12 protein-coding genes are annotated in these 15522 nt (G+C 38.4%); 6 read left to right on the forward strand and 6 right to left on the reverse strand.

Going from position 1 to position 15522, the window contains the following annotated elements; genetic code table 11:
* Nucleotides 1-46: 46 nt before the first annotated feature.
* Nucleotides 47-1150, reverse strand: a complete 1104-nt coding sequence (locus tag BVC89_RS05730) for an MBL fold metallo-hydrolase (RefSeq protein WP_086930264.1) — start codon at nt 1148-1150, stop codon at nt 47-49.
* 501 nt (nt 1151-1651) lie between these two features.
* Between BVC89_RS05730 and BVC89_RS05735 the strand changes: the two genes are divergently transcribed.
* Nucleotides 1652-2743 (forward strand): Vgb family protein, encoded by a 1092-nt coding sequence (locus BVC89_RS05735; protein ID WP_086930265.1) that lies wholly within the window; start codon nt 1652-1654, stop codon nt 2741-2743.
* Between the two features lie 187 nt (nt 2744-2930).
* Here BVC89_RS05735 and BVC89_RS05740 read toward each other — a convergent pair whose 3' ends face one another.
* Nucleotides 2931-3551, reverse strand: a complete 621-nt coding sequence (locus tag BVC89_RS05740) for a TetR/AcrR family transcriptional regulator (RefSeq protein ID WP_158657802.1) — start codon at nt 3549-3551, stop codon at nt 2931-2933.
* A gap of 103 nt (nt 3552-3654) precedes the next feature.
* Between BVC89_RS05740 and BVC89_RS05745 the strand changes: the two genes are divergently transcribed.
* The 4 genes from BVC89_RS05745 (at nt 3655) to BVC89_RS05760 (ending at nt 10321) form a co-directional block, all read left to right on the forward strand.
* Nucleotides 3655-4788 carry an efflux RND transporter periplasmic adaptor subunit gene (locus BVC89_RS05745; RefSeq protein ID WP_086930267.1) on the forward strand — a complete coding sequence of 378 codons (1134 nt, stop codon included), beginning with the start codon at nt 3655-3657 and terminating at the stop codon, nt 4786-4788.
* 3 nt (nt 4789-4791) lie between these two features.
* A complete protein-coding gene (locus BVC89_RS05750; protein ID WP_086930268.1) occupies nt 4792-7914 on the forward strand; it encodes an efflux RND transporter permease subunit in 3123 nt (1040 codons plus the stop codon).
* A 736-nt stretch (nt 7915-8650) separates the two neighbouring features.
* Nucleotides 8651-9682, forward strand: coding sequence for a hypothetical protein (locus tag BVC89_RS05755; protein ID WP_086930269.1), 1032 nt, complete (start codon nt 8651-8653; stop codon nt 9680-9682).
* Between the two features lie 78 nt (nt 9683-9760).
* The gene (locus BVC89_RS05760; protein WP_086930270.1) at nt 9761-10321 is read left to right on the forward strand and encodes a hypothetical protein; all 561 of its coding nucleotides are present in this window, start codon (nt 9761-9763) and stop codon (nt 10319-10321) included.
* Nucleotides 10322-10382: 61 nt separating this feature from the next.
* Here BVC89_RS05760 and BVC89_RS05765 read toward each other — a convergent pair whose 3' ends face one another.
* The 4 genes from BVC89_RS05765 to BVC89_RS05780 form a co-directional block, all read right to left on the reverse strand.
* Complete coding sequence (locus BVC89_RS05765; protein ID WP_086930271.1) at nt 10383-10676, reverse strand: hypothetical protein; 294 nt, start codon at nt 10674-10676, stop codon at nt 10383-10385.
* A 121-nt stretch (nt 10677-10797) separates the two neighbouring features.
* Nucleotides 10798-11421: a CDP-alcohol phosphatidyltransferase family protein gene (locus BVC89_RS05770; RefSeq protein ID WP_086930272.1), complete on the reverse strand. Its 624-nt coding sequence runs from the start codon at nt 11419-11421 to the stop codon at nt 10798-10800.
* A 259-nt stretch (nt 11422-11680) separates the two neighbouring features.
* Nucleotides 11681-12367, reverse strand: coding sequence for a response regulator (locus tag BVC89_RS05775; RefSeq protein ID WP_086934531.1), 687 nt, complete (start codon nt 12365-12367; stop codon nt 11681-11683).
* A gap of 8 nt (nt 12368-12375) precedes the next feature.
* The gene (locus BVC89_RS05780; RefSeq protein WP_086930273.1) at nt 12376-13848 is read right to left on the reverse strand and encodes an ATP-binding protein; all 1473 of its coding nucleotides are present in this window, start codon (nt 13846-13848) and stop codon (nt 12376-12378) included.
* A 66-nt stretch (nt 13849-13914) separates the two neighbouring features.
* Here BVC89_RS05780 and BVC89_RS05785 point away from each other — a divergent pair, with 66 nt between their 5' ends.
* Nucleotides 13915-14970, forward strand: coding sequence for a YHYH protein (locus tag BVC89_RS05785; protein ID WP_086930274.1), 1056 nt, complete (start codon nt 13915-13917; stop codon nt 14968-14970).
* Nucleotides 14971-15522: the final 552 nt, after the last annotated feature.

The following is a 15522-nucleotide window of genomic DNA, read 5'->3' on the forward strand; positions in this document are numbered from 1 at the left end:
TATTATACCTTCCATGGTAAACTTTACTGAATCTAATATTTTTCTTTTATAAGTTCCACATCTTCCGTTTATCTTCAAACATCTTTTTATCTAGTTCCTTAACAAAAGACTTTGGCAGAAATGATACAAATTTTTCCAACCGAGGATTAAAAAGCAAGCGATGTGTTTCTCTGAAATTTATATATGTTCCCAAATACAGTGCAGATGTATGCCCTAGATCGGGGTAATTGGCCAACATCTTTTTAATAACTTCGTCAGAGGTTTTACTCGACTCTAGTGCTTGTTCATAATTTTCTATATACGTAAGGCTATGATTAAGCACACCTTTAGCCGTCATTTTACCACTCCAGCTGCGTGGTACATGTCCTGGAATCACAACATTTAAATCCATATTCATATAGCTACGTATTTGATCTTTCCACTTTGCACGACTCTGCTTAGTTGTGCCTCCCATCATCATATGGCCGCCAAAATAGCAAATGTCATTAGGTAGCAGTGCTTTTAGATCTGGTATATAAACCACTGTATGTGGTTCATCTTCGTAACCTATGCCTACATCACCGTGCTGATCGTGCCAAAGTTGAATTTCACGCCCCTCTAGCATCAAGACATCACTATCGTATTCTTCAAAAATTGGTGATGGTATGGCTGCGTTATCTCCATAGCGCTTTTTTGCCATATCATCGTGTAGAGGAATGCGTAAGTTATTTATTTCTGCAACTTTAGGTTCGGCGATAAGTTTTACGCCTGGAAATCGCTGCTGCAAAATCACCGCGCCCTGCGCATGATCTAAGTGCGGATGGCTTAAATAAATATATGTGAGCTTGCGACCAGTTTTCTCAATCTCGTCTGCGAGGCGCTCTGCAGAGTATTTTGTGGCTGGAGCAGCGAAAACAATCACTTCTTTTTCACCCATTACTAAACTGGATGAAACATTGATTTCATTATTCTCTGAAATGAAATGTTTGAGTTTTAAGGGGCTGCCAGGAACCACTGCTTCGTATACGCGAAATGGAGTATCGTCGAATGTCGTAGGAATAGATTCTTCTGAATTACGCCCCCCTCCTTGAATCCACACGCCAAGACTCATAATGAATATTGCTATTACTATTAGAGGCGAGGCAATGTACAGAATTGTTTTAGTTTTCATAGGAGCTTTCCCCTTAATTACCCGCAGTTCTTCATCACTTCTGTGCCTAATAGTGAGCTAGCGAGCATTGATACTTATATGTTTTTAGTTTCGTTATGCAACTACTGTTACGATACTTTATCTGGTTTCATTATGCAACTAAAAAGAGGAGTGTTTGTTCTTTGTGCCAAAACTGTATCTGGCTAGGGGCCTCATTTTTTCGCAGAAATAACGTCAGTTTTGAATAATGCTTGATTACAAAAAGCTAGCTCTTAGGGCCTTTGCGCATCAGAAACAATAAGGGGAAAATGGATATAGCACCCTTATCATCGTTGGCTTTATTGGGCGTTAACATTTGTGCCTTGTTAGTGTTTAACTCTTTTTTAGTTAGATAACTATAGTTTTAAGTTTTTTATCAAAAATAAACTAATTATGATTCAGTAATAATCATTATTATAATTTTATTTAAGTTAATTATAATAAAGTGAAAAATAAAAAAAACATGGTTAGCTGAAAACTAAAATGAATATTAAATATATCTTAAGCATTGTAATTATTGGCTTATTATCGAATTATGTATCTGCCAAAAAATTAACATCTAAACTATTTTTAAGTTTACCAATAACATTTAATTCTCCCGCAAGTAGCGGCTTTGATGCTACTGGTAACATTTACTTTACATCGCCTAATTTTCACAATGATACATTAATTAAATCTGGTGAAATGAAAAAGCCTGCTGTGCCAACAATTGGCAAAGTAGATAAACACAACCGCTTAACTACATGGTATACATTTAAGCCTGAAGATATGGAAAAGTCTACTGGTAAGGTTGCGCCTATGGGGATCGCCTTTGGGCCTGATGGTAATGCCTATGTCGCTGATATGCAGCTGTGGTTTAACGATCAGTATAAGTCTAGGATTCTAAGAATTAATGTTAAGGATGGAAAGGCGATAAGCACTCATGTTGTTGCTACCGGGATGTTATTTCCAAATGGTCTTGTATGGAAAGGTAATGATTTATTTGTTTCTGATACAGTTTTAAAATTCGAAGACGGTAAGCAGATAAGTGGTGTATATAAATTTAATATCAAAGAATTAAATCCACTAAAACCACTGCAAGTTAGGCCTTATACAGATACTAAAAATAGTGACTCTCACTTATTCGAAATCTTTACTTCCAACGGTAAACTTAAATTTGGTGCAAATGGTGTCACTATTGATGGTGAAGGTAGTCTCTACACTGCAATTATGGAAGAAGGTGCTATTCACAAAACGACGATGGACGAAAATAATGAAAAAATTAATACCACCGTTTTTTCGGACGGTATGATCGCTACTGATGGTATGAAGTGGGATAGACGCACCAACAAAGTTTATATCGCAGACCTATTTGCTAATGCTGTTTATAGTATTGATATGAATGGTAGGCGTGAGCTACTTGTACAAAACGGAAATACTGATGGCGCCAATGGTGAGTTGGATGGGCCAGCTGAAGTAATTGTGAGAGGTAATGAAGTTATTGTTACAAACTTTGATGCCGTTTTTGATAGCCCTGAAATGACCAATAAAACTGCGAGTCGACCATTTACCTTGTCAGTGATTAAAATTAATTAAGTGTTAACATGCCCTGTAGCAGAGCATATTAATGATCATATTAAACCGCTTGTCTACCTTGATCTAGCAGTATTAGAGAACGGCGGAACTATGTTCCAATGTATGCTCCAACAGAGTTGTCTGAGATTTTAATAGATCTTAAGAGTTATATAAGAAATTAACATGTATTTGTCGATGTGTTGCCTTATTAAGGCAACATTTTGATAAAACGTTTAGAAACCTTTTTAACATAAGACGCGATTTCTTTTTCATCTGGTGGTGGTTGTAAACCCATTAGGGCTTTCATTTGCCATTCGCTCATCAAAATATTTAAAAATGCAACGGCGTAAAAACGTGCATCTTCAATTTCTCTTGATTCAAAGTAACGGGTTAATTCATGGGTTACTTTCTTGGGCCCATTTTCATAAAAAAGCTGAGATGTTTTTTTGTAACTGTGGCCTTCTTCCAGCACTACTCTAAGCATGGCGATAGCGTCGGGGTCCATTTCCAGAAGAAGTACCTGTTGTCCAATAGTATTGAGGTCTTCCTCTAGATTGCCACTAAAAAGTACCGTTGTTTCTGAAAGCTTATATGAGCTGACTTTGCTCTTAATTACTGCACCGTATAGGGCGTCTTTTCCTGCAAAATGCGAGTACAAGGTCTGTTTGGAAACGTCTGCTTCCTTTGCTACTGCATCCATCGACGTACCTTTCAAGCCGTGAGCTAAAAAGAGGTGGGCCGCTGCATGGAGAATTTTTTCAGCTTTCTCAGGGTCTTTTGGGCGGCCCCGTGAGGCCTTTTGTTCTGTTTGTCTATTAATCTGATTCATGAGGCAATTATAAACTGGACTGTATAGTTTGACAAATGCCGATTCATTTAATAAACTAGACTGTATAGTTTGATATATAGGGTTTATTACTGAAGGTCTAGCCATGAATGCGATACAGAATAGAAATCACCACAAGAGTATTATCACTAATAGAAACAATAGCTTAGCCATTATTTTAGCTTTAACTTACACACTACTTTGCAGCCAAATAGCGCTAGCCGACGACAACGCCAAGGAGGGTTTGCCTGTTACAACTGCACTCGTTACAGCCCAAAACTCTTATACAAAAGAAAGAATTTTCACTGGCCGAATAGAAGCCTCAAGAGTTTCTGACGCAGGTTTTGAGATTGGCGGTAAGCTATTGCAGATATACGTGGACGAGGGAGATAAGGTTCAGCAGGGGGACGTATTGGCAGTGCTGGATGTTGCACAAGCAAATGCGCAAAGAAAAGAAGCTGCTGCTGTTTTAGAAGAAGCACGGGCAGCACTGTCGTTATCTCACGCGACCTTGCAGCGAGTTCGCTCGGTATTCAAAGCTAAGGGTGTATCCAGGCAAGAGCTTGATGAAGCGGAGAACAACAGAAGTACATCTGCCGCTGCGGTGAAGCGCGCTAGAGCTGCACTTGAACGCATTGACGTTACCATCGAGAAATCTACGCTTCAAGCGCCGTTCAACGGTGTTGTAACAAGCCGCTTGATGGATGAAGGGCGAGTTATAAGTGCAGGCGCTCCTTTAATGAGTTTACAAGAGAACGTTTCTGCCGAAGCGCGTATTTCATTAGCTAATGGACTGGCAGATAATTTTAAAGTTGGAGATACACACGAGCTTTATATAAAAAATAGTCCCGTTTCCGTCACCGTTAAATCCATACTACAAAAGAGAGACGAAAGAATGCAAACGGTTGACGTTATTTTTTCGTTAGCTGGTAATGTGAGAGTCCGACCAGGAGATTTAGTGGAGCTGCGAACATCTGTTGCTGTTGAAGAACAAGGTGTTTGGGTTCCAATCGCAGCACTTTCTGAAACGGTAAGAGGCTTATGGAGTGTTTATTTTGTTGATGAGTCGAACCTAGCTCAGCGTAAAGCTCTGGAAATAATATATCATAATAGTGATCAAGCTTTTGTTCGCGGTTCATTGAACCATGGTGATCGAATCGTGACTGAAGGAACGCACCGTATTGTTCCTGGACAGCAGCTGCGTATTATCGATAGCGCAGCCTTAGCACTGGGAGAATAAAAGATGAGTAATGATAAGTTACTACCCAATACTCAAATGTATCATAACCGTTATCTCTTGGTGTTAAGCATCATTATTATCTTAGTTGCGGGGTTATCTGCTTTTGCCAATTTACCGCGTTTGGAAGATCCTAGAATCACCAATCGGAATCCGACAGTACTTACTTTTTTCCCTGGTGCTTCCTCTGCCCGTGTAGAGTCTTTAATCACTAAACCAATTGAAGATGAATTGCGCGAATTACACGAAATTAAAACTATAGAATCGACCTCCCGTGATGGTGCTTCACTAATTTCTATTGAGCTGCAGGATTGGGTGGATGAAACCAATAATGAGCAGATTTTTTCAAAAATTCGTGCAGAGCTAGAAGATGCTGCCAGTTCTTTTCCTGCTGCTTCTGGTGAACCTGAATTTGATGATAAGCGAGGAGCAAGCGCCTTTACTTTGGTGGTAGAACTCTCGATACCTAAAGCAGCAAAAAGTCAATTAAATATTTTAACCCGACTGTCACAAGAGCTTGCTGACCGTTTACGTAATATTAGTAATACCGAACTAGTTAAACTCTACGGAGCACCACAAGAAGAAATTACAGTAGAAGTGATGGCGGATCAAGTTTCTGCATTAGGCCTGAATAATCAACAGATCGCCAACTTAATTCAAAAGGCAGATGCTAAGAAAACAGCGGGAGCTTTTCGCTCTTCAAAGCGCGACGTTTTGATTGAAGTGGCTGGAGAATTATCAACAGTAGATAGAATTGCAGCAATTCCCATCGAAAATGTTTATTTAGGGGATATTGCAGAGATTAAAAAAACAATTATGCAGCCAGAGACTGATATTGCTTTCAGCAAAGATGGTTATAGAAGCATTTATGTGGCAGCTCGCATGACAAACAATGTGCGAGTCGATGTGTGGACAGCACGTGCAAACGAAGTTTTAGGAATATTTAAGAAGGAATTTGGTAGCTCTGTTAGTATTGAAACAATTTTTGAGCAAAACCAATATACCGAAGATAGACTCAACAGTTTGTCGACAAATCTTATTTTGGGTGTGTTGGTAGTTATGTTAGTGGTATTGTTTTCAATGGGTTGGCGGCCTGCCTTAATTGTTGGTTTAGCTCTACCTCTCTCAATGGCCGGTGCACTTTTTTCGCTGAGTTTTTTTGGTGAGCAAATTCATCAAATGACTATTTTCGGGATGATAATCGCGATCGGATTATTAATTGATAATGCTATTGTTGTTACCGACGAAGTCCGGAAAAATATTCGTCAACGCAATATGAACGCGGCCGAGGCTTTATCTAATGCCGTGTCTCATTTAAAAATTCCACTGCTTGCTTCCACTCTAACAACTATTCTAGGGTTTATGCCTATTTTTTTATTGCCAGGGAATATCGGCGATTTTGTTTCTCCTATTGCGATTTCTGTTGTTATGGCCTTGGCACTTTCTTTTTGTATATCATTAACAATTATTGCTACCTTGGCTGCAATATTCACTAAGAAAAATGACGATACTGCTTCAGGTAGTGTTTCCAAAGCTTGGTGGCAAAATGGTATAGAAAATAAAACACTTGCGAAAAAATATCGTAGTTATTTGCATTATGCACTATTACATCCAAAAAGATCAGTACTAGTGGCGATGCTACTGCCTATCGCTGGAATCTTTGTTTTTACTCAGCTACCGACAGAATTTTTTCCAAGTGCTGATCGAGATCAGTTTGAAATACAAGTGTGGTTATCCGAAGATGCATCCATAAAGCGTACCTATAACCTTGCAGATGAAATGAATAAACATATCGTTGAACAGGATGGTGTTGAAAAAACTATGTGGCTAGTTGGTGGTTCGGTGCCATCAGTTTATTACAATCAAATCATGAACAAGGATAATTATCCTTCTTATGCTCATGCTGTTGTATTTGCCGAGAGTGCCTCTTCAGCTAGCCGACTTATCGATTCCCTGCAAGATTCCCTTGACGAAAATTTTCCACAAGCTCGTGTAATTGTCAGGGCTTTTGCCCAAGGTCCTTCTGTATCTTCACCTGTTTCTTTTCGTGTCGTTGGCCCTCATGTGGAAACCCTGCGTTCCATCGGAGAAAGTATTCGCCTGGTATTACAAAACCAGACAGGTGTTACCCACGCTTTTGCTTCTACAGAAGGTGGCAAACCGAAGTTTTGGCTAAACGCTGATGAAGATAAAGTGAAACTTGCCGGTCTTACTTTGGATGATGTGTCTTCGCAATTTCAAACACAACTTGACGGAGTTATAGGGGGAACGGTATTAGAAGATTTACAGGAACTACCTGTACGAGTAAAAGCGTCTGATACTATACGCGGAGATTTAATGCGGATAGCTTCAATGAAGATAAATGCTCCTGCTATCGATACTTGGCTACCTGTTAGTGCCCTTGGCGATATCACATTAAAACCAGAAGTCACATCTATTACCCGTCGCAACGGTGAACGTGTTAATACAATCTCTGCATTCTTAGAACCTAATATCGCGCCTATTGATATTACCAACAACGTTTTAAATGTACTAAAGGAGAGTGATTTTTCTCTACCCAGTGGATATCGGATAGAAGTAGCTGGTGATGCCGATGCACAAAATCAAGCAGTGGGACAACTACTCACCTATGCACCAGTACTGTTAGTACTTATGATGGCGACACTAATTTTAGCATTTAAAAGTGTCACTTTAGCGCTAGTGATTATTGTTGTAGCGTTACTATCTTCTGGTTTGGGGTTTCTATCTTTGGGAATATTTGGTCTACCTGTAGGATTTAATCCTCTTATTGGTACCGCAGGCTTGATCGGTGTTGCTATTAATGGCTCGATCGTTGTGCTTGCTGCTATTAAAAGCAATAGTATGGCGCGTGCGGGCAATGTAGAAGCAATCATAGAAGAAACTATGGGAACATCTCGCCATATATTGTCGACCACTTTTACAACTGTAGCGGGTTTTGGGCCTTTATTAATGAGCGGCGGTACGTTTTGGCCTCCTTTAGCTGTTGTTATTGCCGGAGGAGTTGGTTTATCCATCATTTTATCATTGCTCTTTACCCCTGCCGTTTACTGCATGTTACATCCGCAAAAGCCTAGATTGTCTCCAGTAGTTCAAGAGGCTTTTATTTAGAATATGCATAATTATGACCTGTTTAACCTATGTTAATAGGTCTTAATCGATTGCGCTATCTGGTTTTCCTGGGAGGTAAAGCGATTTTTAATTTCTTTCATGGCGTTGCTCATTTTATATGATTTTGTGAAAGATTGTAGAAGCATGTTGTTTTCTACAATCTCTTTGCTGTATTACATTTCCCTACTTAACTCTCTCGTTTTAAACCACTCGCCAAAGAAGTCTACACCGGCTGTATAAAGAAAATATAAGAGAAGAGTTCTGCAAATAAATAGCCAAGAAAAAATTTATTTTAATATTTTTGTTGGTGAGCTTTTCGCCATAGGAAAGTTGATACTTACTTGCGGAATATTGATAGATTCATCATTCAAATTAATTATCGAATTTAAAAAATGTTTAAGCATAAATATTTTTTTGTATAATTTTGATCACAAAAAAATAAGTTGGCAGCTGCCTTATCTTTACTAAAAATATAACTACGTATAAGATCAAATTAAGATATTTGATTGACAAGAGCTATTTTTGTTTGTAAACAACAGTAAAGTTTAGTAAAGCATACGTGATTTGATATCGATTCTAATGCTACTAACTATTTAAATGTTTCCATTTTTTAAATGGTTAGTAGCTTTTTCGTCTATTTATAAAATAATTCTATTGTTTAAATAAATGCTTATTAGGGTGTAGCATGATACAGGTATTGAAATTGTTATTTTTTTCTGTCATAGGTTGTTTGATTATGCCTGTCACTGCAGTTGGTCATACTAAATGGTTTGTCGAATATGATCTTAATTCGCCACCTAAAAAAATAAAAGATATGCTGCTAAGCTATGATTTTATACTGTTTTTTTCCGTTACTGCGGTGCTGGTACTTGTTGCAGTTCTTATTGATGGATACTTCAACAAAGTAAGGTTTTCCTGGTTAAACAAGGTGAAATACAGTTTTGCTTTTTCAAAAAATTACCTGCCCTTGTTTTTGCGCTTCGGGACTTTTGTGTTTATGCTTTTTATTGCTCAAATGAATGGTGTTTACTTAACGCCAGAGCTTAAAACTGACGCTTTTTGGGTTTCATGGGTGCAGTTGAGCATTGCCGTTTTCTTGTTAAACAGAAGAACTCAAATGATCTCAGGATTCGGAATTCTTTTACTGTATAGTGTAGCGGCTTATCAATATGGATTTTTTCATCTATTAGATTATCCTATATTCTTGGGAGTTGCAGTTTACTTAATTTTAGATTCAACAGGAAAAGAAAGTGTATTTGTTTATCGTGATATAGCACTTCGTTTTTCTATGGCGATATCGTTGCTATGGGCATCTATTGAGAAGTGGGCGTTCCCTCAGTGGAGCTTCGAGTTATTAGAAAAAAATCCAAACATTATGCTTGGTATGGATTTTGATACCTTCATGGTCGTTGCTGGCTTTGTGGAGTTTATCGCTGCATTTATGTTACTAGCAGGGCAGATAACTGCAAGAATGGCATCAGCTGTATTATTGTTTTTTATTGTCGGTGCAATACCAATGTTTGGGATGATTGATGCGATAGGTCATTTCGAAATTATTGTTGTACTTATAATATTACTGCTAAGTAATAATCCATTAGCATCATTCTTTCTTACCAGGGATAAGCGTTTTCCTGGTGCGAGTGGGCTATATTATCATGCTCTCTCGGCACGAATATCGTTCACTCTAATCTACTACTGTTTGGCTGTATTAGGATTTTGTGTGGCATATTATATTTGCTTCTATATTCCCCACCTTTATTTTCAATAGCAACATAACGTAGTTGTTAGCATTAACTGACCCTGGTAAACACCTTAACAATCTATTTAACCTAAGTTGATTCGATTTATGAAATACCTTTTTCCCTTAGCGATGATATCTGCTTTTCTCGTTGCTGTTGATATGATTTCAAACTTAGAAGCCTATGCTGCTTCATCTAATAGTATAATGTTACCACGCTATACTAGTGATGTAGAAAAGCTTGATAGCGTAGTAGAAGTAAATGTTCATCATGACCACGAACATATGAAAACTCACAGCCATAATGATGTTGATATTTCTAACTGGAGCCATATACCATCAGTATCACTAAAGGCTTATCCCGACCCCGTATCAGGTTGGAATATAAATATTAGTACTGAAAATTTTACTTTTACTCCCGAGATGTCAGGCCAGGAAAATCATAATAATGAAGGCCATGCCCATATTTATTTTGATGGTAGAAAAGTCTCTAGGCTCTACGGTAACTGGTTCCATCTTGATAAAGTAATTAAAGGTGAGCATCATATTAGTGTGACACTGAATACCAATGACCACTCTAACCTCTTATATCATGGCAAAACTATTGGGGATAGTATAAAAATTTCCTCAGATGGCAGTATTTCTAGAACAGATATTAGGGCAAATTAGTTGCTGTATATGCAACTAAGGGGTTATAAAAGGAATAATATTTTATAACCCTTTAACTCTATTATTCAATACTATCCTGGTTTCTGTGTTTTTTTCTACGATGAGCAGGTTTGCATACCATCGCTTCTTCGTCGAATGGTAGAACAATACAAGTACCTTCCACAGTGTTGTCTCTGCGTCCAACGAAGCTACATGCTTGTTCTTCCGAAAGATTTGCGCATGCTTCAAATGCTTCTAAAGGTGGTTTGCGATGTCGTTTTTTCCTATCTTCTGAAGATGCATGTGTTTGAGCGCAAAGTACAACTATCGATAATATGAGTAGTGATGTAAATATATTATGTTTTTTAAATGACATAAATTTTCTCCATAAATGACTTTGTATGTGATTGTTATTGTGTCAAAAGACTAAGCATTACAAGTGGAGAAAATGTGAAGAAGTTCAGTAAATACAGGCTTATGGTGGCTATCTGTAAAAGTTATTCTTTATCTATATTTTTCAGTGTCATATAACCGCCTGTTACACGTGTTAGTATAGTAACTATTGCAGCTGCAGAAAAAGCTAGTGATAGCCAGTGAAAATACTGAGGCCATATACAAAAAGCAACAAAGAAGGCGATGGTTTCAGTGCCTTCTGTTAATCCATTGAGATAGTAAAAACTTTTGTAGGCAAATTGCGGCTTATCGATATTATACTTCTCTGCTGGAATAGCAAAAGCTAGAAAACTTGCGCCTGTGCCAATAAATGTTGCCAGTAGAATAGCTGCGCAAAGAGCATTTTGTTGAGGGTCTGCAAATGCAAAGCCTAGAGGGATAAAGGAGTAAAATAAAAAGTCAAGAGATATGTCTAAAAAACCACCTGCCGCACTACTTTGGTTTAAATGGCGAGCAAGTGCGCCATCTAAGCCATCAAACAAACGGTTGACTAAAATTAATACTAATGCTGTGTACCAATATTGCATTGCCAAGGCCGGTAAAGCAAGTGCACCAATAATAAAGCCGCTCACGGTCAATTGATTAGGTGTAATGCCGTGTCGGTCTATTTTCTCTACCATTAACTTGATCACAGGATCTATTAAAGGTGTGATGTGAGCATCAAGCATGTATTTGTCTCTATATGGTTTTACTATACGACTGTTTTTTATCTACTAAGAAAAGCTAATTTAAAATAGTAGAGATTTGCCTATGTTATATGCTATTTCTACAAGGTAGGCGCATAAATTTGCAAAATGAGAGAAATTATATAGTGATTTTATGGGTTGAATATAGTGCTGGTGAACCGTTTCGTGTTTTTTTCGATACTTATCGTCTATCTATGTTCGCTATTGATTGCATATATGAAAAAGTACAATGCCACTACTCTTATTCTACTTTGTAACCGACGCCATAAATGGAATGGATAATTTCTTCGTTTCCAATCGCATCGGCTAACTTCTGGCGTAAGTTTTTAACATGGCTATCGATGGTTCGACCACTGACAATGCGGTCGTCGAGATAGCTTGCTTGCATTAATTTTTCTCGTGAGAATACTTTCTTAGGTTCACTAATTAATGCTTGTAACATCCTAAATTCAACAGGTGTTAATTCGATGGTTTGTTGTCCAGCTTGACACTGAAATCTGTCTGGTAAAAGTCGGATACTGCGGTATCCGATGATATGTTCTTGTTTTGTTGTAGACGTTTCATTCGCTCTTCTTAATATAGCCTTTATACGGGCAACAATCTCTCGTGGCAAAAAGGGCTTGCACACGTAATCATCAGCTCCAAGTTCAAGTCCTAAAAGGCGGTCAATTTCATCTGATCTTGCTGTCAGCATCAATACGGGTACATTTGAAAATTTTCTTAGTTCTTTGCATATACTTAAGCCGTCTTTTCCGGGAAGCATCACGTCTAAGATAACGAAATCTGGAGAGTAATTCTGAATCGTATCTAGTGCATCGCTACCATTATTAACAACCTTTACTTCGAATCCCTCTGGTTCCAAGTAATCCACTAGTATTTGAGCTATTTTTTCTTCATCTTCGACGACGACAATCTTTTTATTGTTCATAGTAAGCTTCATTTAATAAAGGGAAAGTAAATAGTGACACATAGACCACCGAGCGCAGAAGGAGACGCTTCTATTTCTCCTGCATGGGCTTCAACAATACTTTTGCAAATGGCCATTCCTAGTCCTGCACCCTCAATATGTCTATTGCGTGAGGATTCCTGGCGGTATAGTGCCTCAAATAACTTTTTACACTTGCTTGCTTCTACTCCAGGTGGAGTATCTTGGATTTTGATAATAGCTCGTTGGTTGTCGGTTAATATTTCGATTTTGATCTCGCCTGGTGCATGAGTATAGGCTAAAGAGTTTTCTAATAAGTTAGTAAACAGTTGTATCAGTCTTTGTTTGTCGCCATTAATTTTAACTCTACTTGCCGCTGTACAAGACAACTTGAGGTTTCTCTCCTGGACTCGGTTTAGAAAACTGTTAACGACGGACTCTATAATGATAGTAATATCGAGTATTTCAAAGGTATATCTAAGTCCACCAATGTCTGCTAAAGAAAGTTGATAGAGATCTTCCACAAGGTAGCGTAAACGTGAAATCTCTTGATCTAATGACACTACCTGTTTCATATCAAGTGGTCGAATACCATCTTTAAGCGCTTCGATTTCTCCTGTTAGCACAGTGACTGGAGTTCTTAACTCATGGGAAATATCAGCTAGCCAGCGACGTTGTGATGTGCGGTTTTTTTCCAGTATATCGGCCAAGTGATTGAGGTCTCGCATCAATTGTCCAAGTTCATCACTTCCATTATTTTTTAGGCGAATGGAATAGTCACCATTTGAGAGTAGTGAGACCCCTTTGTTCATATGGCGAATAGGTGACAATAGGATGCGTGTTAGCAACCATGCGATAACAATGGCTAATATTAGTGATAATATGGCGATTAAGCTGCTTGTGACTAATTGCTGTTGCGAGAAGGCTGCTTCAGCCGGTGTTGCGAAATGTCGTTGAGGATGGCTTCTTAATTCTCCTATTCTTACTGAATCCAAGAGTATAGGTACAGAAATCATATCACCTTTTGTATTTGATATATCTCTTCCTCTAATAAGTGTACCTTTTGCATTATATAGTGCTGTTGGCGGCTTAGTTCGCCTTGGGTGAGCTTTATTCCTCTTTGAGGCTGGCGGCCTGTGTCCGGGCGGCGGCAGAGGATTTAATTTAGAACGGGTATGATGAATAAGTCGACCAAACATCTCTTCATTTAATGTTGACCAAGTTTTATCTGCATTGGCGTATTCTTTGGCTAAACTCTCTGCCAAGGTTTCCAAACGAATTTTCTCGATAGTATTAATATAGTCGAGAAAGCCTCGCTCGAAACTCCAACGGGCCAATCCAAGCGTTGCTATTAGTATGATTATTGTTAACACCACAAAAGCCAGTGTTAGTTTTTTCGAAATTGTAAGCATCATTCTTATAGTGTAACTGGTATCATTTCTCAGGGTAACGCAATTTAAATCATATCCTCCGTTTTCAAGCATCTTCTGCACAAGTTCTGCACTTTTCGTTGTTAGCCTCTAGGTGTTAATTCTAAACCGGAGGTAATAATGCTATATCGAATTCCATACTCCAAAAAAAGATCATGCCTTAGTGTTTTACTATTGCTATGTTCCTTCTTTTTTTATGCTTGCGGAGGTAGTGACAGCAACAGTGATTCTTCTGATTCCACTGATAGTTCTACTGGATCTGATGATTCAGCTACTGAATTGGAAGCGGTGGATATAACCAATGCTATCTTTAGCGAACGCAGCCCAGACTGTGGAGACTATGTTAATACCTATGAAGCCTCAGTACTCGATATTCAGGAAAGTACGGGTTTTGAAGCAGGTGTGACAATTAGTAGTGATGATGAGACATGTACGTTTATGTCTGACGCAATCCCCAATCACGATTTTAATGATGATACTGCGGACTTTGGTGGGCCTGCTGCAGAGCAAGAACTAGAGTTTACAGTTGTCCGTAACCCAAGTATGGCGCTGTCCTCTACTCCATTATCTCAACGTATTAAAAACGGTATTATGTTAAACGGCGTTGTGTTAGATATTCTTTCCGCAGGATGCTATGACCCCACAAACCCTGATGCGGATGAAGACGGTAATGTTGGGATCGGTTGTGGGGAAGATTCTGCATGGTTACTAGACCCTTTAGGCACAGCCAAAAAATTTGGTGCTGATCTTAATAACGCACATGTTCAACCAGGAGGATTGTATCACTACCATGGAAGCCCAAAAGCAATGTTTGATGACAACCCTGGACCGGAAGGCTCACCTGTTATTGGTTTCGCTGCTGACGGATTCCCCATCTATGGTAGCTATTTTTGGGATGAAGCAAGTGGCACAGTGCGCAAAGCTGTTTCTGGCTACACTTTAAAAGAAGGAGAGCGAATTTCCATCGATGGCCTTAACCCTGGAGGCACCTACGATGGAAACTATGTTGCTGATTGGGAGTTCACTGACAGTGGCGACCTTGATGAATGCAACGGTATGACTGTTAATGGACAATACGGTTACTATGCTATAGATACATATCCGTGGGTTATTGCTTGCCATTCTGGCACGCCACATGAGTCTTTTATTCTTAATGGCGGCGGCCCCCCACCTTAACAAAACACTAGAAACATTGTCATATTGCTTGATTTTATCAGCCTATTAGACGAGCGGTAACAAGCTCGTCCTTTTTTCATTATTAAGTTTTTATGCGTTACCAATGGATACGCTAGCTAACTTTGAAGGGAAATCTTATATACTGACTAAACAACGGATAATAAATAGATTTGCTATTAAGAATGACAACTTTATATGCGAGTTAAGCATTTTAAGAAAGTATTAGTCAGATATGATACCCTCTTATAAATTATCTATAGAAAATCTATTAGGCCTTTGAAAAATATCTTTAAAAGACAATGGTTTCGGTAAGAAAAAAACTTAGCCTAAATTTTGTCTTAATAATTTAATTGCGAATATGATAATACTTGGTGCTGAATTATATTTGCTACTTCTGTTGAAGAATATCTGGTAACAATAACCGTTTGGTTTGGTATTAGTGTCAAAGTTTATCTTTAGTTTTTTCTGGTTTTAATAGTTATTATGCTAATAGTGTGTTAAATCTAATACTATGTTGTTGCGATACCTATTTTTTATTTCCATGTGGTTTTT

The organism is Agarilytica rhodophyticola (assembly GCF_002157225.2).
In the GTDB taxonomy this organism is placed as follows: Bacteria; Pseudomonadota; Gammaproteobacteria; order Pseudomonadales; family Cellvibrionaceae; genus Agarilytica; species Agarilytica rhodophyticola.